Annotated in this window: 21 protein-coding genes; 5 read left to right on the plus strand and 16 right to left on the minus strand. The window is 62.0% G+C overall.

Annotation, left to right across the window (positions count from 1 at the left end):
- Positions 1-38 precede the first annotated feature (38 nt).
- The 13 genes from ACYQ6W_RS14110 to ACYQ6W_RS14170 form a co-directional block, all read right to left on the minus strand.
- On the minus strand, positions 39-941 hold the full coding sequence (locus tag ACYQ6W_RS14110; RefSeq protein WP_459676107.1) for a S49 family peptidase: 903 nt from the start codon (positions 939-941) through the stop codon (positions 39-41).
- Positions 938-2,647, minus strand: coding sequence for a phage portal protein (locus ACYQ6W_RS14115; protein ID WP_459676108.1), 1,710 nt, complete (start codon positions 2,645-2,647; stop codon positions 938-940). The genes ACYQ6W_RS14110 and ACYQ6W_RS14115 overlap by 4 nt, the downstream gene beginning before the upstream one ends.
- Positions 2,644-2,898 carry a gpW family head-tail joining protein gene (gene gpW / locus ACYQ6W_RS14120; RefSeq protein ID WP_459676110.1) on the minus strand — a complete coding sequence of 85 codons (255 nt, stop codon included), beginning with the start codon at positions 2,896-2,898 and terminating at the stop codon, positions 2,644-2,646. Before gpW ends, ACYQ6W_RS14115 begins: the two co-directional genes overlap by 4 nt.
- 107 nt (positions 2,899-3,005) lie before the next feature.
- Positions 3,006-5,081, minus strand: coding sequence for a phage terminase large subunit family protein (locus ACYQ6W_RS14125; RefSeq protein ID WP_459676238.1), 2,076 nt, complete (start codon positions 5,079-5,081; stop codon positions 3,006-3,008).
- Positions 5,044-5,706 (minus strand): hypothetical protein, encoded by a 663-nt coding sequence (locus ACYQ6W_RS14130; protein WP_459676111.1) that lies wholly within the window; start codon positions 5,704-5,706, stop codon positions 5,044-5,046. Before ACYQ6W_RS14130 ends, ACYQ6W_RS14125 begins: the two co-directional genes overlap by 38 nt.
- Before the next feature lie 134 nt (positions 5,707-5,840).
- Positions 5,841-6,491: a hypothetical protein gene (locus tag ACYQ6W_RS14135; protein ID WP_459676113.1), complete on the minus strand. Its 651-nt coding sequence runs from the start codon at positions 6,489-6,491 to the stop codon at positions 5,841-5,843.
- 45 nt (positions 6,492-6,536) lie between these two features.
- Positions 6,537-6,749, minus strand: a complete 213-nt coding sequence (locus tag ACYQ6W_RS14140; protein ID WP_459676114.1) for a hypothetical protein — start codon at positions 6,747-6,749, stop codon at positions 6,537-6,539.
- 5 nt (positions 6,750-6,754) lie between these two features.
- On the minus strand, positions 6,755-7,123 hold the full coding sequence (locus ACYQ6W_RS14145) for a hypothetical protein (RefSeq protein WP_459676116.1): 369 nt from the start codon (positions 7,121-7,123) through the stop codon (positions 6,755-6,757).
- Positions 7,068-7,280, minus strand: a complete 213-nt coding sequence (locus tag ACYQ6W_RS14150; RefSeq protein ID WP_459676119.1) for a hypothetical protein — start codon at positions 7,278-7,280, stop codon at positions 7,068-7,070. Before ACYQ6W_RS14150 ends, ACYQ6W_RS14145 begins: the two co-directional genes overlap by 56 nt.
- 2 nt (positions 7,281-7,282) lie before the next feature.
- Positions 7,283-7,486, minus strand: coding sequence for a hypothetical protein (locus ACYQ6W_RS14155; RefSeq protein WP_459676121.1), 204 nt, complete (start codon positions 7,484-7,486; stop codon positions 7,283-7,285).
- A 3-nt stretch (positions 7,487-7,489) separates the two neighbouring features.
- Positions 7,490-8,386 (minus strand): tyrosine-type recombinase/integrase, encoded by an 897-nt coding sequence (locus ACYQ6W_RS14160; protein WP_459676123.1) that lies wholly within the window; start codon positions 8,384-8,386, stop codon positions 7,490-7,492.
- Between the two features lie 89 nt (positions 8,387-8,475).
- The gene (locus ACYQ6W_RS14165; RefSeq protein WP_459676125.1) at positions 8,476-8,868 is read right to left on the minus strand and encodes a hypothetical protein; all 393 of its coding nucleotides are present in this window, start codon (positions 8,866-8,868) and stop codon (positions 8,476-8,478) included.
- 108 nt (positions 8,869-8,976) lie between these two features.
- Positions 8,977-9,528: a DUF6362 family protein gene (locus tag ACYQ6W_RS14170; protein ID WP_459676126.1), complete on the minus strand. Its 552-nt coding sequence runs from the start codon at positions 9,526-9,528 to the stop codon at positions 8,977-8,979.
- A gap of 257 nt (positions 9,529-9,785) precedes the next feature.
- On the opposite strand from ACYQ6W_RS14170, the gene ACYQ6W_RS14175 reads away from it, so the two are divergent.
- From ACYQ6W_RS14175 to ACYQ6W_RS14185, 3 genes are all read left to right on the plus strand, one after another.
- The gene (locus tag ACYQ6W_RS14175) at positions 9,786-10,073 is read left to right on the plus strand and encodes a BrnA antitoxin family protein (RefSeq protein ID WP_459676128.1); all 288 of its coding nucleotides are present in this window, start codon (positions 9,786-9,788) and stop codon (positions 10,071-10,073) included.
- A gap of 326 nt (positions 10,074-10,399) precedes the next feature.
- Positions 10,400-11,743, plus strand: coding sequence for a DUF4433 domain-containing protein (locus tag ACYQ6W_RS14180; RefSeq protein ID WP_459676130.1), 1,344 nt, complete (start codon positions 10,400-10,402; stop codon positions 11,741-11,743).
- A gap of 3 nt (positions 11,744-11,746) precedes the next feature.
- Positions 11,747-13,165: a macro domain-containing protein gene (locus ACYQ6W_RS14185; protein ID WP_459676133.1), complete on the plus strand. Its 1,419-nt coding sequence runs from the start codon at positions 11,747-11,749 to the stop codon at positions 13,163-13,165.
- A gap of 1,450 nt (positions 13,166-14,615) precedes the next feature.
- Here the strand turns inward: ACYQ6W_RS14185 and ACYQ6W_RS14190 are convergent.
- Positions 14,616-14,783, minus strand: a complete 168-nt coding sequence (locus tag ACYQ6W_RS14190) for a hypothetical protein (protein WP_459676135.1) — start codon at positions 14,781-14,783, stop codon at positions 14,616-14,618.
- A gap of 189 nt (positions 14,784-14,972) precedes the next feature.
- Between ACYQ6W_RS14190 and ACYQ6W_RS14195 the strand changes: the two genes are divergently transcribed.
- Both ACYQ6W_RS14195 and ACYQ6W_RS14200 read left to right on the plus strand, forming a co-directional pair.
- Positions 14,973-15,557 (plus strand): hypothetical protein, encoded by a 585-nt coding sequence (locus tag ACYQ6W_RS14195; RefSeq protein ID WP_459676138.1) that lies wholly within the window; start codon positions 14,973-14,975, stop codon positions 15,555-15,557.
- Between the two features lie 23 nt (positions 15,558-15,580).
- Positions 15,581-16,678: a helix-turn-helix domain-containing protein gene (locus tag ACYQ6W_RS14200; protein ID WP_459676140.1), complete on the plus strand. Its 1,098-nt coding sequence runs from the start codon at positions 15,581-15,583 to the stop codon at positions 16,676-16,678.
- 290 nt (positions 16,679-16,968) lie between these two features.
- On the opposite strand, the gene ACYQ6W_RS14205 is transcribed toward ACYQ6W_RS14200, so the two are convergent.
- Together ACYQ6W_RS14205 and ACYQ6W_RS14210 are read right to left on the minus strand one after the other, a co-directional pair.
- Complete coding sequence (locus ACYQ6W_RS14205; protein ID WP_459676142.1) at positions 16,969-18,750, minus strand: hypothetical protein; 1,782 nt, start codon at positions 18,748-18,750, stop codon at positions 16,969-16,971.
- A gap of 76 nt (positions 18,751-18,826) precedes the next feature.
- Positions 18,827-19,867: a hypothetical protein gene (locus ACYQ6W_RS14210; protein WP_459676143.1), complete on the minus strand. Its 1,041-nt coding sequence runs from the start codon at positions 19,865-19,867 to the stop codon at positions 18,827-18,829.
- Between the last annotated feature and the right edge of the window lie 156 nt (positions 19,868-20,023).

A 20,023-nucleotide genomic window follows, 5' to 3' on the forward strand; every position in this document is an offset into this window, starting at 1 on the left:
TGGACCTCTCGATTGGGCGCCATCACGGCGCTCGGGGGTTACAGGGAGCGAAAGAAGGACCGGAAGGCCGTGTCCGGCGGCAGCACCTGGTCGGCAAAGCCGAGCGAGACCGCCCGGGCGAGGGCGCTGGGACCGGTGAAGACGCCGGCGCGGGTGGCGCGCACGGCCTTCTCGTCCAGGCCGCGGTTACGCGCGACCGTGCGGACGAACAGGTCGTTGAGATCATCGATCTCCGCCTGGATGCGGTCGCGCGCCTCGGCGGAGAGCTGCTCGTAGGGATTGCCCTCGGCCTTGAGCTCGTCCGAGCGGATGATCGTGACAGCGATCCCCTCCTTCTTCAGCGCTTCGCTGAACTCGGAATGGATGACGATGGTGCCGATCGAGCCGACGCCGCCCGCCTGGGGCACGATGATGCGGTCGGCGGCAGAGGCGATGGCATAGCCGGCGCTATAGGCGCGATCGTCGAGGATCGCCCAGATCGGTTTCTTGCCACCCTGCCGGGCGCTCATCGTGAAGATGTCGTCCACCAGGTCGAAAAGGCCGGAGACCTCGCCGCCGCAGCTGTCCTCATCCAACGCGATGGCCTTAACCTCGGTATCGCTTTGGGCAAGGCCGAGGTTCATGCGGATGCCGTCATAGCCGGTCATCCCGGAATAGGGCCGCAGCGTGCCGAGCTTGTGGACGAGCGTGCCGCGGATCGGAATGACGGCGACGCCATTCACGACCTTGTAGGGCCGGTCATCCGCCTTGCGGCTGAAACCATCATCCTCGTCGTCATCTATGAAGGCGCCGGCGGCGGAGGCACGCAGCGCGCCCTGCCGGAAGACGTGGGTGATGCCGAGACGATCGGCGACCGCGGCGACGATGACCTCCGCCTTCTGCGGATGGATCGCGATCGGCACGTTGAAGAGCCGCTGTGCGAGATGGGGAAAGCGGTTCATACGGCCTCGGGCTTCTTGGCGACCTGCTCGACAGTCGTCTGAGATTGATCAACGCCGATCAGCTGGCCGGCCCATTCGGGTCGGGGAATGCCCATCTCATCGAGCATGCGGAGTTCGTGCTGGCGCTGCTCCAGCACCTCCTCGTAATCGAGACCCTGATCGGCGAGCTCGTCCTCCAAGGTGGAGAGACAGCCGTCGAGGCCCATGATCGCGCCCTGTTTCTCGGCGACGGGGTCGATCCAGCCGCGGCCCGGGCCCATCCAGCGGCAGCGGCCATAGGCGCCGCGCGTTTCGAAGAACTCCGGCGCGCCGCGCGGGAGGGGAAGGGCCTCGATCTCGTGGCATTCTTCCTGCCAGGCGCTGCGCACCGGAGAGGCGAAACCGACGCCGAACTCGTGCCGGCGGCGGGTGAGGGTCTTCCAAGCCTCGAGCATCGCGGCGCGGGCCGAGGAATAGTTCACGTCCGACCAGTCGTTGCTGACCTGCTGGGCGGAGAGGCCGAGCCCTTGCGCGACGTTGCGCAGCATCGCGCCCTCGAAGGCGCTGAAGTTGCTCGCGGGCCGCGCGGCATCGACCGTGTTGATCTTCTCGCCGGGGAAGAGCACCGGCACGCGCGCGCCCCCGAGCAGCGGCCCGTGCAGCTTGTGGAACTCCAGCCGCTCGGCCTGATAGGGGGCGAGACCAAGATCCTCGTCGATCTCGCGATCGTCGCCGTCGGCCATCGCCTGCTTAACCAGCGAAGGATCGAAGGGGCTTTCGACATAGGCGGCGAAGATCGCGTTGATGATGGCGGCGTCGAGCTCGGTGCCGTCATATTTGATCAGCATCTTGAGCCGCTGCAGCACGGGGGTGAAGACGCCGGCGCCGCCGCGATGCTGGCCGGCGCGTGTCGCCTCGAAGAAGTGGACCACCGCGGGCCGGCCCCAACTGCTCTCGCGCGGGATGCGGTCCCAGGTCATGCTGTCGCCGGCTGCCCACCAGTCACCCTGATGGGCACGACGGATCCAATAGGCGACGGCCGCGCCCCAGTCGTCGATCTCGACGCCGCCGCGGAAGCTCTGCTTGTCGAAGCTGAGCTGTGGGTTGGAGAGGCGGTCGGGGTCGATCAGCTGCACGGCGGTACCGTAGCGTGCCCGGCCGGGCCCGATGCGGTTTGCGATGAAGGGGAGCAGCGCCAGCGCGTCCCCGTCGACGATGAGATGCCGGAAGGCGACACCCGCCATCTGGCTGAAGGTCATGTGGCGCGCGGCATCGCAGTAGCGCCCCGGGTCGTCTGCCCAGGCGCGCCAATGCGCATCCACGGCGCGGCCGTATTCCTTGGCCCAGGCATGGTCGAAGGCCTTGAGCCCGGTCTGGTGCTGCAACGCCCGATAGTCGGGCTTGGCGATGGGCCGGAAGTTCCAGCCGATGCAATTGTCGAGGATGCGGGTGACGGCACCGCTCGCCCAGCCGTCGTTGCGCACCAGGTCGCGGACGCGGGAGACGATGGTGTCGCGGTAGAGGTTGAGCTCGCCATCGGGCGACCAGAGATAGGGCGACCAGGCGGCCATGTGCTGGCCCTGCCGGTCGGCGGCGTCATAGGCGACGGTACTGCCGGTGGTCAGCGCCTGCGGCCGACGGCCGCCGCCGGGCAGCGCGCCGGCACGGCTTGGCCGGGCGGGCAGAGCCGCGCCGTCGGGCCCGTAGAGGCGGATCTGGACGGTCACAGGAAATAGGGCCTCATGGGTGCGCGGGCGCGGCGGCGCAGGCCCAGCGCCTGCTGCAGCTGCAGGATCCACGACGTCAGCTTCGCCGTGTCAGCCTGGGTGAAGGTTACGGCCTTGGTCCCGTTGCCCTGGGTGTAGGTCGCGGAGACGACCTTCTTGCCCGTGGACAGGTCGGCATAGGCCTGCTGCGCCTCGGTCAGCCAGCCCTGCAGGATCGGGCGCGGCGTGCCGGCAAGGATGCCCATCGACATCGGCATCAGCCGGCTAGCACCAGCGCGGCCGGCGCGAAGAGCGCACGGATCGCCCGCCAGCGGCCGAGGGTCTGCAGGGCGCGCTGGAACAGGGGCATGGTGTTCTCTCAGTGTGGCAGAAGGTCTGCGAGCGATCGGCGCTTCGGCCTGATGGAAACGGTCACTGCGGGCCGTGGCGGCGGCCCGGCGGGTGGCTGTGCCGACGAGGGCGGCAACGGTGCCGGCGATACGGGCGAGGGAGCAGCCGGCTTGATCTCTACCGGCTGGGTCTCGTCTTCGGTCTCTGCGGCCTCAGGCGGTGTCGCAGGCGCCTGCCGCGCGAGACCGGCTTCTATGTCATCGGCCCGCTTGTTGAGCTTGAGGCCCTTGTGGATCAGCCCCTGCAGCGCCGCGTAGGAATAGACCGCAAGGTCGAGCGCTTCGTTGGCGCGGCCTGGGATTTGCTCCCAGACACGAAAGCGCTGGCCGTTCACCGCCCGGGTGATGAGCCGCTCCGCGAGTAGCTGGGCGAAGAAGTTGATGTCGCGGTCGGCCGGGTAATGCATGTAGCCGGAGACCGGCTCCCCGGCCTTGGGCGGGTCATACATCAGCCGGTCGCGGATCAGATCCTTTGCGGCATTCGTGCCGATCACCACCGGCCGGAAGGCCGCCTTGTTGCGCGCACTCGGCCGCTTGGTCGGCCAGACCGGGTTGCGGGCGCCGCCCTGGGCGGATTCACCCTTGATGGCCCAGATGTTTCGGCCGAGGCGTTCGCGCGCGAAGCGATAGACGGCCTGGGTATGGTGGCCGCCGGAATCGATGCAGGCGGCCATGACGGTGAACGGACGGCCATCGGCGCGTAACCATTTCCGCTTGAGGACCGCATCGACCTGCGCCCAGACCTCTGGACCACCCGGATCACCTTCGATCACCTCATGGGCGATCGACCAGCGCTCCTCGTTCCGGCCCCAGCCGACGATCTCGAGCTCGACGCGGTCGTCCTGCGTGTCGCCGGCGGCGGTGAGCACGGCGACGCCGTCCGGCACCTCCGCGGCCCAGACCTCGACGCGAGCAGCCAGCAACCGTTCGCTGAAGGTCTTCTCGCCCTGCTCTTCGTAGACCTCGCCCAGCACCAGGTTGAAGAAGGTTTTCCGGGCAAGGGGATCGCCCTTCACCTCCAGCCATTCCTCGACCAGGCGCGACCAGGCGGCATTCACGAAGAGGCTGTAGCCGGCCCAGATGTGGAAGCCGGCATGTCCCTTGAAGGGGCGCGTGGCGCGCCAGGCGCCGCGGGCGACCATGCCCGGCTTCTCCACCTCCTCGATGACGCAGCCGTTCACGCAGAGGTAGAAGGCGGTCTCGGGCTTGTGCTGCCCGTCCGCATTCCGCCGCCACTTGAGGCCATAGGGCGCGTCCTCGCCGCCCCAGCGCAGCACCTGCATCTCGGCGCAGTGCGGGCAAGGCACGAAGTAGTGCCGCTGGTCGCTCTCGGCCCAGGACTTCTCGATGCGGCTGACGCCCTCGTTGGTCGGCGTGCTGCCGAGCACGATCTTGCGGTTCCAGAAGGTCTCAGACCGCTTGATGCCAAGCTTGATCTGATCACCCTCGGAGCCGGCACCGCCGACCGGATAGCCGTCGACCTCGTCGAAGAGGACGATGCGGCTGGTGATGCGGCGGAAGCCGCCTGGGCTGTTGGCGCCGACAAAGGTGATGGACGAACCATTGCGGAAGACGCGCTTCAGCAGCTTCTGCTTGCCGTCCTTCGCCTTGAGGTCGCCGGCGATCTCGGCGAGCACCGGTGTGTCGCGCAGCATCGGCTCGATCTCGGTCGAGCTGTAATCCTCGGCATCCTCCACGCGCGGCTGGACCACCAGGATGGGCGAGGGGTCCTGGTGGATGTGGAAGCCGACGATATGGTCGAGGATTTTGGTATAGCCGACGCGGGCGGACTTCTTGACGGTGATCTTCTCGACCTGCGGGTCGGTGACGGCATCCATGATGCCGTCCTGATAGGCGAAGGACCGGAAGCGGCCGGTCTGGGCGCTGGTCTCGGGGGAGAGGAAGGCGTGGCGCGCCGCCCATTCGCTGAGCGTCAGCCGCGGCGGCGGGCGGAGGTTCGCGCGGAGCGACCGGGCGAGGGCCGCCCGCAGCTGGTCCCTGCCGCGATCATACTGGCCCGCCTCGATCAGCGGCGGCGGGGCCATCTCCGTCACGAGTCAATTCCTCCAGCGCCTCGACGATCATGCGCATCAGCGCGTCCTGGATCTCGGGCACGGTCTTCAGCTGGGCGAGGCGGGGTGCCTGCTCGGCCGGGATGGCCAGCAGCCGGGTGCGCACCCGGGCATATTCAGTGCCGACGGCCTCGACCACGTCGCGGATCAGCACCACCTGGCCGGCCTTGGTGTCGTATTCCAGCTGCCGCAGGCGGGCGAGATAGTTCTCCTTCAGCGTCTGGGCATCGGCCTCGCTGAGGAGGCCGCCGGCGTTCAGAACGATCCGCTCGGCGGCCTCGGCCGGCGTCTCCCGACGCGGGCGCCCGGGCCGCGGAGGCGGCGCCGGGTTGTTACCCTCGGTGTTACCTGCCGGCGGTGGGGAGGTAACAGTGGAGGGAAGGGAGGTAACAGTTTTTCGGCGGGAGGTAACAACTTTGGTCGCGCCGGAGGTAACAGTTATCGCCCGGACATTGCCGGCCGCCGCGAGCTTCCTGAGCGAGGCCTCGCGATCGACCAGATCGCCAAGCATGACGATCCGGCCTTTGCTTTTCCAATCGGTGATGGTCTTCCGCGAGACGCCCATCAGGCGGCCGAACTCAGCCTGGCTGATCTCCACCTGTTACCCTCGGCTGTTACCTTCGGGTGTTACCCGGATTTTGGTGGGGTGCATCTAGCGACGCATCGGGCTGGCGCAATGCCCGCGATGCGCAGGACCCCAGGAAGGACCCACGAGAGGGGGGGAGGGGGTCGTCAGGCCCGCGCGGTGCGGAGCGCCCGCTCCACCGCTGCCCGCATCGCCTGCGCGCCCTGTGCCCGCACCACAGCGGCGCCACGCGCCACAAATCCCAGCCGCTTATGCACGGGCAATGCCTCGCCAAAACGGATCAGCAGTTTGAGGCGCGGCGCCGGCTTGCCCTTTACGCCACGTCCGCGCTTCGGCGCTTTCAATCGCTGCCAAACGCCGGCGATCTTGCCGTGCTTGGTATCGATCGAACCGATGAAGATGTCAGGCCGTGCGGCCAGGCGCTTCATGACGTTCTTCGGCAGCTGGCCGTATTGGTCGAGCCGAATGTCCTTCGGGTTCAGCAGCGCGCGGCCTGGCGTCACATGCACGCCGCCGAACTCGTAAGGTGCCAGATATTTCGCGACCTCGGGCCGGACCGACACGACGGCGGTCGGGTTCGCCTTGGTCGCCCGCTTGATGTCGCGGCCCAGCACCGCGCGCTGCGTGAAGAGGCGCGGATGCTTGAAGATCGTCGTCATCGCCGCGTTCTCGGCCGCGCGCACGCGGAAGGCGAGATCGTTCACGGCCACCATCGTCGCGAAGGGAATCTGCCGCTGGGCGTCCTGCAGGGCTCGCGTCACTTGGCGTGTGTCCAGCTCGATCGACAGTGATATCATGCTGGTGGAATCTCCGGTGACGCCCCGGTAAGCCTGAGACGCTTGCTACCGTCTGGTGGGCTTGAGACCGCGACGTTTCTCGTTCCGCGTGCCGATCAGCAGGGCGGCGCCGAGACCCGTGCCGGCGGACACAATCATTGCCACCAGCAGCACGGGGATGGCCCAGAAGGGCGCCAGCACAAGCAGCCAGGACCACGCGATGATGTGGGCCAGCTTGAGGCCAACGAAGAGAAGGCCCAGGAGCGTGAGGAACGACATGGCGATCACTCCACCTTCAGCTGCGTGTAGCCGGCGCGGGGTTTCTTGCCCGGGATCACCTGGCCGATCATCTCGCGGGTGATGGTCTGGTTGGGCGTGCCGGGCGACCCGGCATTCTCGGTCACCGAGACGATGCGATTGCCAACGAAGGCCGTCGGCGCGCCCTCGAGCGCGGGAATGATGATCTGGTCTTTGAGCTCCTTGAGCCGGGACTCGACCCGCTTCTCATCGACCTTCAGCCGGACATATTCCTCGACCGCGTCGACGATCGGCTTGGCCTTGATGACGGGATAGTTGGAGCCGGCGACTGGCGCCTTCTCAGCCTTGGTCGGCGTGGCCCGTTTGGGGGCGGCTCGACCGGCGGGGCGGGGCATCGGAACCTCTCTCAGGTTTCGGGTTGAAGGGATCATCAAGGCACGTGACGTCGAGCAGCCGTTCTTCCGGCTGGCGGACGGTGACCTCGCGCAGGATGCGGCTGCCGCGCTTGTGGATGAGCGCGAAGCCGCCAGGCGTGTCTCGGATCTCGATCACGGTCAGGCGGGTTCCTCGCGGGGAAAGGGCCGTCCGGCATGGGAGGCCAGGAAGGCGAGGCGCTGGCAGACGGCACCGCAGACCTGCTCGTGCTCGCTGACGAAATCGGCGTAGCTGGCGGCCTGCTCGGTCGGCGTCATCGCCGAGAAATAGCCGTTGATCTCGAGCGTCTCGCGCAACGGGAGGGCGAAGCGATCGGCGCTCATCGGCTACTCCGGCAGATAGTTGCTCGAGCCGTCATCCGGCCGGACGTGGGTGTATCGGGTGGTGGTGGCCAGGCTGCCGTGCCCGAGCGACTGCTGGACGACATGCACCGGCGCGCCGCGGTCGAGCGCGTGGCTCGCATGGGCATGGCGCAGCCAGTGCGCCGAGGCCTTCGGGGTGAGCCCGGCCCGGGCGGCGGCCGCCTTGACGATGTGATGGATCTGCGAGCGGTAGAGCGGATTGCCCTCCCGCGAGCGGAAGATCGGATCGTCTGGTCCGGCTTCGCCGCGCAGGCTGGCGAGCTGCTTCCAGAGCTTCAGCGACACGATGACGAAGCGCGTCTTGCCGCCCTTGCCGAAGACGGTCAGCTGGCCACCCTTCCGCGTGCCCTTGGCGTCGCGCCATTTGAGGCCGGCGGCCTCGGAGATGCGCAGGCCGCAGCTGTAGAGCACGCGCAGCAGGATGTGGTTCCGCGGGCTCGGCTCGAGCGCGATCATGCGCTGCACCTCGGCCTCGTCGAGGATGCGCTCGGACAAGGTGTCCTTGACCTTCGGCAGGCGAAGCGGCCGGCCGACATCCAAGGGTAGGTAGCCGATGCGATGCGCGAAGGTCAGCAGGCTCTTCACGGCGGCCAGCTTTCGCCGCTGCGTCGCCGGTGACATCGCGGCGAGGCTCTCAGCCCAACGCTGCAGGTCACCGAGGGTGAGCTGATGGAGCGCGATGGGGGCCAGGCGGCGGAATGCGGCGACGTCCGCCCGATAGGCGGAGGCGGTCAAAGCTGGCCGGCCGTGAAGCCAGAGCTCGATGCATTGAGGGTCGTTATTTGCAACAGGTGGAGCGACCACGAAGGCCGCGTCGGCAGCAGGAAGCCGCTCGGGCGGGAGAACCTCGAGCGAAGGCATGTGAATTTCCAGAGTTATCGTGGTATTTTTGGACCATGCCGAGCACCGGAAGGGGTAGGGTGCCAGTGCAACATAACCGAAGTTATGTCCTACTCGGCGGCGGCCAAAGTCGCGGTCGTGTCCGAGTTATTGTTGCACTCGCGACGCCCGCGATCAGCCACGAAGCGCGCGGCATCGGCGCGGGCGGCCGCGCCGATGATGCGGCAGATCAGCCCGCCCGAGCAGCGGCCGACGCGGATCGCGCGCAGCGGCGCGGTGCAGGTCAGAACCTCTCGCTGGCCCGCGACGACGGCCGCGTGTTCATCGGTGATGCCCCAACCGACCAGCTCCTCGCCGATCGAAACGCGGAAGGGGCCGAAGGTGGCGGCGGGGTCGAAGCAGATCGGGAAGGCCTCGACCTCCGCGGCCGTTACCTTCCAGACGACGAAATACCGGCCCGCGCACGCGACGACATCACCGCGTTGCAGCTGCTGCTCGGTCATTGAAGGCTCATCATGTGAGGGGGATGCGCATGGACGCGCCGCTACTCTATCTCCCCGGTAGCGGAAAACTGGCGGGATGTGGAGGTTAAGAATCAGAAATGTTTCCGCTCAGCCGAATTCGACGGCGCGGACCGGCTTCCGGCGCACGGGCTCGGCCGCCTTGATCCGGGCCAGCGCTTCCTCGACCAGGTGCCGCTGCGGCCCGACCATGCCGCCAGCCGCGGCGCAAAGCCCAGGCCGGTTAAGGCGGGCGGTGATCATGGCGATGCCCTGGGCGTGCCAGCGTTGGGCCGCCTCGCGGTCGCAGCGCAGGAAGGTCGCGAGCTTGCGCCAGCTATAGACATGCCGGCCGGTGCGGGGGCTGACCAGCGCCCGGCACTGGATCACCCGGCGAAGAACAAACTTGTCCTGCGGGATAAGGGAGACCCAGTTCAGAACCTCGTCCATTTCGGAGATCGCGCGGGCCGAGGGCGTCGCCGGCCGCAGTTCCTCGGGATCGGCGCCGTAGGCCTCCGCGACCTGGCGGACGATCTCTGGCATGTTGCTGCGAAAACCGGCAGGGCGGGTGCCGGTGATGGGGAGCGACAGCAGCGTCTGTCCCGCGTGCTCGAAAGCCGCGACCACATAATCGGCAGTGAATTCACCGGGAATAGGCAGCATCGCGGACGCCTTTGGTTGTTATGCGTACAAAATAGGCGAATGCACGAAGTGCTGGCAAGGTTGTGGATGATTTCCCGGCAACCGACAGCTCGATTTCACGGGGGCCGTTACTCTCTTGCGTGCTTGACCCTAATCGCATATACAATTAGTGATGGGCATCACACGGCACGCTGCGACGTGTGTGATGTTCACGATTAAGCGGCGCAGCCTGGAGTTGATCAGCCTGCGCAAGGCCAATAGCAAGGAGTTCGATACTTATGTCCGGGAAACCTAAGCTGATTCGCCCAAGAGCGGAAGCAGATGCTGCGATTCGGCGTGGCATCGAGCAGGGTCTTGACAATCCGGAGTTAAGCGAAAGTTTCTCCGCCATTGCGCAGTCCGCCTCGGCAGAATTGCGCGGCCGGCATCGTGTCCGCGGACCGCAGAAGGCCCCTATCAAGGTTTCTGTCAGTATTCGGCTGGACAGAGAGCTTGTCGAGCGTCTGCGGGCCTCTGGGCCAGGTTGGCAGAGCAGGGTCAACGAGCTGCTGCGCCGCAGTGCTTGATACAGTGCCGCTGGAGCCTTTGATCACGCTTCGAGTTGCGGCAGAGCGGTAAAACGGATTGGCAACGCGCAAACTTCCGGCAGAAAGGGTGTGACTAATTCGATCTGCCACTTCCAGGTCAAGGGGACTGGAAAGGGCCGCCAGCTAGAAAGCTATATCGCACTTCTGAGAAAAGGATGAGAGCGACTTTGGCGTCGACTTTCTGGACTTTCGTTGCCAATGTGGCTTGAGCCAGGATTGGACGCTAGAATATTTTATTCCGCTGAAGGCTCGTGGGTCTGTACGTGGAATCAAGTGGCAAGCGGATTGGTGATAAAGGGGGCAGTATGCCGATTCCTGCTGAGCATGCTTATCGCTACGTTTATCATTTCTCGCACATCGACAATTTACCCGGATTGCTGCAACATGGCTTCCTTGCCAACAACCATGCACAGTTTCCCGGGAAGCATCGCTCGATTGCATCAGAGGGAATTCAAGGCCGTCGCGCGCGGATGAAAGTTCCGTGCGGTCCGAAGGGATGTGTCCACGATTATGTGCCGCTCTATTTCGGTTCGGTCAGCCCGATGTTGCTGGGCGTGGTGAATGCCAAGAATGTCGATCAGTACGACATTCTCTACTTCGAGTTCCCCATCGCACTGGCGGATCGGGCGGACGCGATTTTCACCAACGCATCGGCTAACACGGCGATTCCACCGGATTTCTTTCACGATGCGGCCCACCTTGCGAAGCTCGACTGGGCTGCGATCGATAGCAAGAAATGGGGCGACCCAGACGAGGAGTATCGTCACCGACGCATGGCCGAACTCCTCATCCACGGACAACTTCCTATTACGGCGGCGGCGCGCTGTGTGGTGTGGAACCAAGCAACTAAGAAACGTGTCGAAGCAATCGTCGGGACCAGGCCATTTCCGCCCATCGAATTTCAAGATCGATGGGCACGTCCCCATTGGTTCCTCAATTTCGCGAGCGGCGGAACGAGCAGCGTGGTCAAGGGCCCCGGCGAGATCGCAGCTCTTTTCAAGGCGGCATGCGCTTACGTGGAGGAGCATGCAGGCGACCATGAAGGCACTGCAAAATTCAATAGTCTGAAGCACCTGCGGGAGGGCCTACGCGCGGATTTCGGATGCCTGCCGCAGACAGCTGAACTGGTCGGACTGCGCTCAGAGAATGGCGTGCATAAGCGCACGGTCGACATCCATACGAAGGAAGTGGTCGAGCAGCTTCTGTCGCTCGGTGAATATGATGCTCTTGACGAGAAGCAGCAGATGCTAGTGGAGATCGCGGCCTATCTGCACGATATCGGTAAGGGGCCACGCTCGCGTTGGGACGGTAACGGCGGCCTGCAGAAGGTCGATCCCGATCATCCGGTAGCAGCGATGCCAATGATGGCCAATATTCTGACCGAGCATGTCGCGATGGTCAGAGCCTCTTCGGCGAGGACATTGATGAAGCTGATATGCTATCATGATCTTGTGGGGGACGTGCTCGGACAGGGGCGCGACGAGCAACAAATCTTCGATGTCGTGGACGATGTGGAGGAACTAAATATGCTGTTCGCCATCGCCAGGGCGGATGTGAGCGCCCTCGTTCCGCGCTGGTGGGAGGAAGACAAGGCAGATGCGCTGTACCAGCGCTGTGTGAAAGCGATCGAAGAGGCATCGGAAGAGTAGATCATGCTTGAGTTTGTAAAAGGTGACATGTTTGATGCCCCCGCGGATATTCGCGTCAACACCGTCAACTGCGTTGGCGTGATGGGTGCTGGCGTCGCTTTAGCATTCAAGCAGCGCTACCCAGACATGTTCAAGGACTATCAACGCGACTGCAAGGACGGCCGCGTCACGCCTGGCACGATGCATATCTGGAAGTCTCTGACCGGAGACTGGATCATCAACTTCCCGACGAAGCGCGACTGGCGCGAACCTTCCCGCTATGAGGATATCGATGCTGGCCTCGACGATCTACGCAGCTACCTGGATGGGGTTGGTCCAGTGACAATCGCGCTTCCCGCGCTGGGTTGCGGGCACGGTGGCCTAGACTGGGATCGTGTGTCGCGGATGATCAGTGACAAATTAGGTGGCATCGATGCCCATGTGCTGGTTTTTGAACCCGCTGCGTCGCGGCGAGTTGCCCACACAGCCACTCAGCTGCCAACCGATGATCAGCGCAAGGATGCTGAGCAGCTTGGGTACAAACTTGTTGAACGTGAAAGGCTGCCCACTCTAGAGGCTCCCGGCCCGCTCTATGTTCTGGGAGGTCCGGAAGCATTGTCCGGGCGGTGGATCGGGCTACTACCCTCCCGCAATCCCGGTGACCGTGAATTGCAGGCCCTGCAAGCGATCGCGGGGGAGCTAGCGCGATCGACCGCCGGTAAGACGGTCGCGCTCCTCCATGGCACCCGCGCCAGCGAGGAAGTCGCCAGTATCTTCATGAATCAGGGCGTTGACGTTGTGATGTTGCTGCCTTTCGGCGTCCTTACTCGCAAGACTTTGGCGAAACAGGCTGGCCGGGAGGGAGCGGGATCGCTGAGCCTCGCATCAGCCGCGCCCGCCAACGAAAAATGGAGCCGCCAGCTTTTTGCGCAGGCGATGGACATGCTGAGACAGAATGCCGAAGCTATCCTTCTATCCGATCCGGAGCCCGAGTGGCTTAAGAGCAAGGGGCTTGCCAAGTGGAGCCAGAAGCCCGTTTCCTATGTCCGCTACGAGACGACGTCAGAAGGCATGCGCGACGCGCTTGGACGCGCTGGCGCGCGACCGATCAGCCGGCGCAGCGAGGACGGCTCGCCAAATATCGATTCTCTTATCGGCAAGGAGGGCGCTGCTGCTCCGGAAAACGGTAGCTCCTCTATCGGATCGGTTGTGTCTGGCGACGTGTCGGCGGCAATTGCTAGCAACGGGCCTCGGGTTAGCCGGGACATCCTAGCGGTGACACTCGACGGAGGCACCGAATTCGCCCGGCGCGAAATCTTCGACATCTTGATGCGGATGACCTCCAGCCAGTTGACCCTTACAGTCGAGCTGTCGGCTGAGAACAACGAAGAAGACCGGCAGCGTTTATTGGATCTAGGGTTCAGTGGCTCGCGCAATCTCTAAGGTCAAAAACTCGACCAACATTTGGGTGCCCTCTCTTCACCTTGGCGATGCCGAGCACTGAGCACGTCCGCGTTCAGGAGCAGTAGAGGCCGGCTTGAGTGGTCGATCAGGGGGCGCACCGACCGGTGGCTGTCAAACTTGCGAGTGACCAGTTCAGGCGCAAACCATCTACGTGCGTCCATCCCGGAACGGCTTGAGTCGGTCGAGAGTCGCCGGGACGTCCGCGGTTGCAAAGGACAGATTGTCCCATTCTTTGCTCCAAATCAGGCAATCCGCTTCCGGTCTAAACCAGACTGGGGAAGAACCTAGCTGCAGCAAGTCGCTACCCGGCGCTCCCAAATGGACTCTCCGCGTTTGGCCTACTTGCCCCGACGCATGACGAGACGTTTCGGGCAGTGCAACATAACAGCAGTTCTGTCCTACTCAATGGAGGCCAGATCTGAGTCATACCCGAGTTACTGTCGCACTCTCCACGCTCGCTCGAGGCGGCGAAGCGCGCGGCATAGGGACAGACCGCGGCGCCGACAATGCGACAGATCAACTCGCCCGAATAGCGGCAGATGTGGATCGCGCGCTGCGGCGCAGTGCGGACAATCAGCTCCCGCTCGCCCACAGCCACGACCGCCTGTTCATGGGTGATGCCCCAGTCGGGCAGCTCCTCGCCGATCGAAACTCTGCACGATCCTAAGGTGGAGGAGGGGGCGAAGCAGATCGGGAAGGTGTCGAGCTCGGCAGTCGCCACGTTCCAGACGATGAAATACCGGCCCGCGCACGCGATGACATCACCACCTTGCTGCTGCTCGTTGATTGAAGGCTCATCTTGTGATGGGAAGCGTATAGACGCGCCGCCAATCTATCTCCCCGAGGCTCAAAAACTGGGGAGATGCGGAGGTTAATAGTCAGAAATATTTCCGCGCCGCCGAATTCGACCGCGCAGACCGGCGTGCGGCGGGGCGGTTCGGCTGCCTTGATTCGGACGAGCGCCTCCTCGAATAGGTGCTGCTGCGGTCCGAGCATGCCGCAGGGCGCGGCGCAAAGCCCCAGCTGGTTGAGATGCGCGGTGGTCATGGCGATCCCCTGAACGTGTCAGCGCTGCGCCGCCTCGTAGTCACACCCCAGGAAGGTTGCCAGCTTCCGCCTGCTATAGAAATGCACGGCCCGTGCACGGGCTGACCGGCTGACCAGCGCCCAGCACTGGATCACCCGGGGAGGACGAATCTGTCCTGCGGGATGAGGGAGACCTAGTTCAGAACCTCGTCCATCTCGGAGATCGCGCTGGCTGAGGGCGTCGCCAGCCGCAGCTCCTCGGGATCGGCGCCATAGGCCTCCGCGACTTGGCGGATGATCTCCGGCATGATGCTCCGAAAGCGGCAGGTCGGGCACCGGAGAGAGAGAGAGAGAGAGAGAAGCGTCTGTCCAGCCCGCCCCAAGGTCGCGACCACATAGTCGGCTACAAATTCAACAACGGCAGGATGCACGCGCCTGCACGCTTGATTTCAGGCTCATATATTAGGCAAATGATTAAATTCTGCGCAATCTCTGGCGCCGCCGAAAAAGTAGGCGAGAAAATCGCCTTCACTTCCTCTGCTTTCTTGGTAACTAGTACCAGCACCGCCATCCTGTCCGATCTTCGCCCGTCTAAAATGCCGCGCTTTGACAACCTCGCGGCTTGTCGATCCACTAAAAGGGCTTGACCATGTTAATTTTTTTCCTCAAAATAGAGGGGTAAAGTTAACATGGTGGTCATATGGGTTTGCCCTCAAAGTGCACTGTCAGGGCTGACGAGGATGATGTTGCGCTACGGCTGATGGAGCATTTCGCGGTAACCCGGGGCGATCTCATCCACGTGGTGCAGATGGCGGTTGGAGCGCGTAGGGACTCAACGGACGATGATCCGGCTACTGCGCCTGGAACTCTGTCGTACATATTTGGAACTCGGCATATCCGCATTCTGTTTCGCGCGAAGAAATGGAAACGGATTAGAGAAAATGGCATCGAGGCCGTTTTCGATGAAAAGAGTGGCAAGCGAATCGTATTCCAAAATGTCGATCTTGCGGCCGATCTTCAATATAACCCGAAGGCGATTTCGAAGAAGAAGGTCGCGTCCAAAGAACTTATTGAGACTGCACAGGGAAATCTCTTTGCTCAGGCTTCAAGCGTTATCTCGGCCAAGCAGGAAAGGGGAGAGGTTTGGTACCTTTGTGTCAGCTGCGACGAGATAACCGGCGTGCGCGCTGAGCTCTCGAGGCCGGTGCCGCTTGAAAACGACCAGTTTGTCGACTTTCATGAACGTATTATTTTTCTGAAGAAGGGAGAATTTGAATCGGTTACGCTGGAGAATGACCTCGACATGCCTAATAACGATTATGACATTAGAATATCACGAAAATAGACGGCTGCGGATAATACTGGATCATGTTCAATCCCTCGCGCTTGACACTCGCCCGCCAGCGGCGAGGCTTAACTAGTCGAGCGCTCGCTGATCTTGCAGGCATTACGGCGGTTACGCTGTCCCGCATAGAGAACGACAAGAATTCCCCCGACCCTGATACCGTGCTCAAACTTGCGGCAGCGCTTGGATTTCCAGAGGCATTCTTCTTTGCCGAAACTTGCGACACCCCCTCCGCTGATGGAGTAAGCTTTCGCAGCCTTAGCTCAATGACAGCGCGTGAGCGAGATGCATCCAAAGCAGCGGCACCTTTCGCCTATCTGCTACAAGATTGGGTGGATGCACGGTTCAATTTGCCAAAATCTCAGATTCTGGATTTATCAACAGAGAGAGATCCAGCTGCGGCCGCTCGTGCCTTGCGCCAACATTGGGCCCTGGGGGAGCAGCCAATCAATCATATGATAAAATTGGTTGAGTCAAAAGGTATTCGGGTATTCTCTCTCGCCGAAGAAACTCTAAATGTGGATGGATATTCTTGTTGGCGAGATGAGACACCCTATATATTCTTGAATACCATGAAATCAGCAGAGCGTAGTCGCTTTGACTGCGCCCATGAGCTGGGGCATCTGGTTCTTCATAGACATGGAGGTCCAGGTCAGGGCAAGCAAGCGGAGTTGGAAGCTCAACAGTTTGCTGCGTCGTTTTTGATGCCAGAGGCAGACGTAAGAGCCAAATTGCCTTTCGTTTCTTCGCTTGATCAAATTGTTCGTGCCAAGAAGCGCTGGGGAGTGGCTGCCTCGGCTTTAGCCTATCGGCTGCATCGGCTGAATATCCTGAGCGATTGGCAATATCGGGGGATAGTTATTGAAATAGGACGACGTGGCTACCGCACGCATGAACCTGACAGCATGCAGCGGGAGGAGTCTACTATCTGGAAAATGGTCTTGGAGAGTCTGTGGCAAGAACGTCTCACTCGCCACGAGATAGCATTGGCACTCTCGCTGCCGGATATTGAAGTAGAGAAACTGCTTTTTGGTCTGCTGCACAAGCCTGAAGTTGAACGTCTCTTGCCTTCCAGTAAGGGTCCTGCCTTACGGGTTGTGGTTTCGACACAGAAAGATTAATGTTCGAAGGTTTTTGAATTCATCTAGTTTTGGTTGATTACCGTATTGGCCACAGAGAGGAGTATTCGAAAGGGCGCTGTCTTAAGGCCGCTAGCTGTCTGCAATATACCAGCTGACAATGAGGGGAAGGCGCCGATCATTCAGCAAGCATGTGCATTCGGACAGAAGTATACCTTGGGCGGGGGCGTTTGATAGAGCAAATTTCTGGTGCTCAGATGGTGAGTCAATCAAAGTGAGAAGAAGTGACCAACTGTGCGTCATGGCTTTCAACTATCAGCGCGGGCATTTTATTAGTCCGCCCGTGCTGTAGCTGCGCGGACTGCCGCTGGCACGGCTGTGTGTCCGGACGGCCCTCGCACTGCATCTTTTGCATTCGGGTGCCTGCTGTTGACAACAGCAGCAGGTGCGCCCGTCATGGGTGCCCTGCTCGGCGTCGCTGCGCTGTCATTGCCAGCTGTAGACTGTGGGCCATTGCCATCAAACACAGAACCGCTAGAGGCTACACCTTTCCCTGGACCCGCGGCGCTGGACGCGTGGGCCGCGGCGTCGCCATAAATCGTCGTATTAGCAGACCGGGGCGGCACTCCAGGAATTAGAATGGCGAGCGCAATCAACGCGATGACGGTGAGGCCATACGCAGTTATCGCGGCATTGCGGGTGCACTCGTAGACGCCCTCGGCTTTGTTCAGAGGCTCGGTGGCCAGCGACTTAAAGTCTTCGGAATCGACGAAGCCATAGAGCTTGGTTTGCCAATTTGCCTGCATCATGCGGAATAGTGCCATGAACCGCGCGTTGGCGAAGAGCACCATGCCGAGGCTAAAAGCCAGGTAAACTGCCAGGCCATAGAGCAGCGCATTAGCGAACCCGGCCTCTCCTGTGCCCAGACTAGCGAGAAGAGAGAAGCGTCCGAGCACGGCGGCGACCACGACGAGCAGGTCGCGCCACAAAGTGCCGGTCAGTTCGCGAGTCTGGGCGACAACGCGGGTGACGTCGTCAGCCAGCGTCTTTCGCAGCTCCTGCAACGATTTGAGGGTTTCCTTACTAGCGTCGCGCACATGCATACGGAACGCCGTCTTGGCCGCTTCGAGCGCACCAGGCGCGCGTTCAGCGAACGTGCTCGCGAACGGACCTTCGCCGGGCCATTCGCGCGCAAGTTCGTAGACGAAAAGCGTATGGCGAGTTTCGGCATCGCGTCCTGAGTTAAATACCCACTCGGCGACTTCGGTGATAATCTTGAAGTCCCGCTTCGCATCGATCGTCTCCAGCGTGGCGCGCAGCTTGCGTCTTCGCGGACCAGTTAGGGCGACTTGGATCTCGCCGTCCTGCCGCCAGATTTCGTCTGCGAGACATAGCAGCAACTGCGGAAGTGCGATGTCGCGCCAGGTCTTGAAGACCGCGTTGATCTGTGTTTCGGCGGCTGTTTGCAAAGCCGCAGCCCCGGTCGCTTGCTCTGTCCCGTTAGCGGCTACCGTCCCAGATTCAGGATCGCGCCTAACTGCATCCTCCCGATCGAGCGCATCTTGTGCGCTAATCGCGTCGGGGACGGCTGCGTCGCGAGTAACTTCCTGCGTGAAAGTTGCCTCCGCCCGCACAGCTGGTGCTCCACCCGTACTTTCATTGCCCAGCGCTTCTTCGGCATCTCCGGCTGGCTGTGGCGGCACAATTAGTAGTAGTGGGCCAACTGACAGAGGGACAATCGCGAGATGGTCGCGCACGATCCGCCTCGGAACTGGCAAGCTGGGCCCATTGTCAGGCGGTGCGTCGGCAACCATCTCGGTCCAAGGTTCAAAGCTGCATTGGACGGTACGGAACGGTTTAAACTTTCCGGCGATGAGAACACGCCGCGCGAGTGCGGCCTTTTCGCGGTCGTCGAATAGAACCTCAAGGCCACGCGCAGTTAGGAAATAGTATGTCGAAGCGGTCGGTGTCTTGATGAAGCTTACGCGCAATTCGCCGTAGCTGGCCGACAGGTTGGACATTACGATGGCTTCGCCAAGCGCGTCGATAGCTTCGAAGGCGCCGTAACCACGGTCACACCACGCGACGGCAATTATCGCCAACTCCGCACGCAAGTCTGCTCCAGGCGTTCCGCGAACGTCCAAGCGATCGAGACGCTCATTCAGCGACCCGTCGCAGGCGGCAAGGGCGCTAGCGCAGGCGTGAACGCGATTCGGTATAGTCATCCTCGACCCTAATTCCGCCGGTTTCAATTACGATACGCTCACCGCCACCCGCAAGGGTCTCGCGCCGGACACGGTTCTCGAATTGCCGGTCGTAAATGACCTCGATTCCCTCGTCCGTCACCATATGCTTACGCCGCGGTCGGGGCACGGCGTTGCGATCAAAATCGAATACCTCATTCTCAATACGCGAGTTGCGCAGTTCCTTGTCGAAGCTCGAGCGAACGGGGGAGTCCTTGGGCAACGGCCCGAACACCGCAGCCAGAAATGGCTCGCGATTGCCTGGATCGAAGCCTGGCTGCGCCTGGAGTGCATCGTAGACGCGACGGTTGAGTTGGCTCATTATAGCTGGGCCGAGGGTGCCAGCATGTTTGAGTGCGGCCTTCTTGGTGATTTCGGCAAGCGTCGTGGTAAGCTGGTCAGGTTGGAACCGGCGCCGTGCGCCTAGAAAACCTGAGAAATAACGGGTGATTTTACTCGGCGCAACACGGTCTCGCACCGAGAGCTCGCCGCCTGCGCCGGTCAAGCGGATGATAGCCGACTTCTGCAATGCATCGGGCGAGCGCACGAAGGTGCTGGTCAGAGCGGCGATAAGCGCGCGACGAACATCGTCCTTCTCCTCTATCGTGTAAGAAAGTACCTCCTCATGATCATATTTGATGATCGCGTAGAGCCGCTCGCCCGCAACATTGAGCACAAACACGAGGAACACTCCGACACTCGCGGCGCCCGAGTGCAGAGTATTAAACAGAGTTGCGAGATCCTTGGTCTCAGAGACGAAGCGGGCTGCGTCTTCCTCAACGCGGAGCAACGATGCGAGCACAGGTGACGCGGCGACGAAGTCGAACATTACGCCATTGGATGCCGCTCGGATACGGTCAACGAAGAACTCGGCATGCTCGCCGGGTTCAATTTCCTCAAGCAGCACGAGATTGGTATCGTCCGGTCCGACGACATGAAAAATCATGCGTTCGATGACGATATCGTTGAGATGATGGGACTCGATCATACAGTCTCTCCCCTAAACTTTAAGGCCTGGCCTGTGTCGAATCACCAGTTAGCCAATAGGGCAATAAATGTTCTCTATATGTTCTTTTATAATTTTGTCAAGAAGTGAATGCCACCAAGTCACATCGAGCAGTTGTCATCCCGGGACAGACATCTG

This window comes from Acidisoma sp. 7E03, assembly GCF_054665075.1.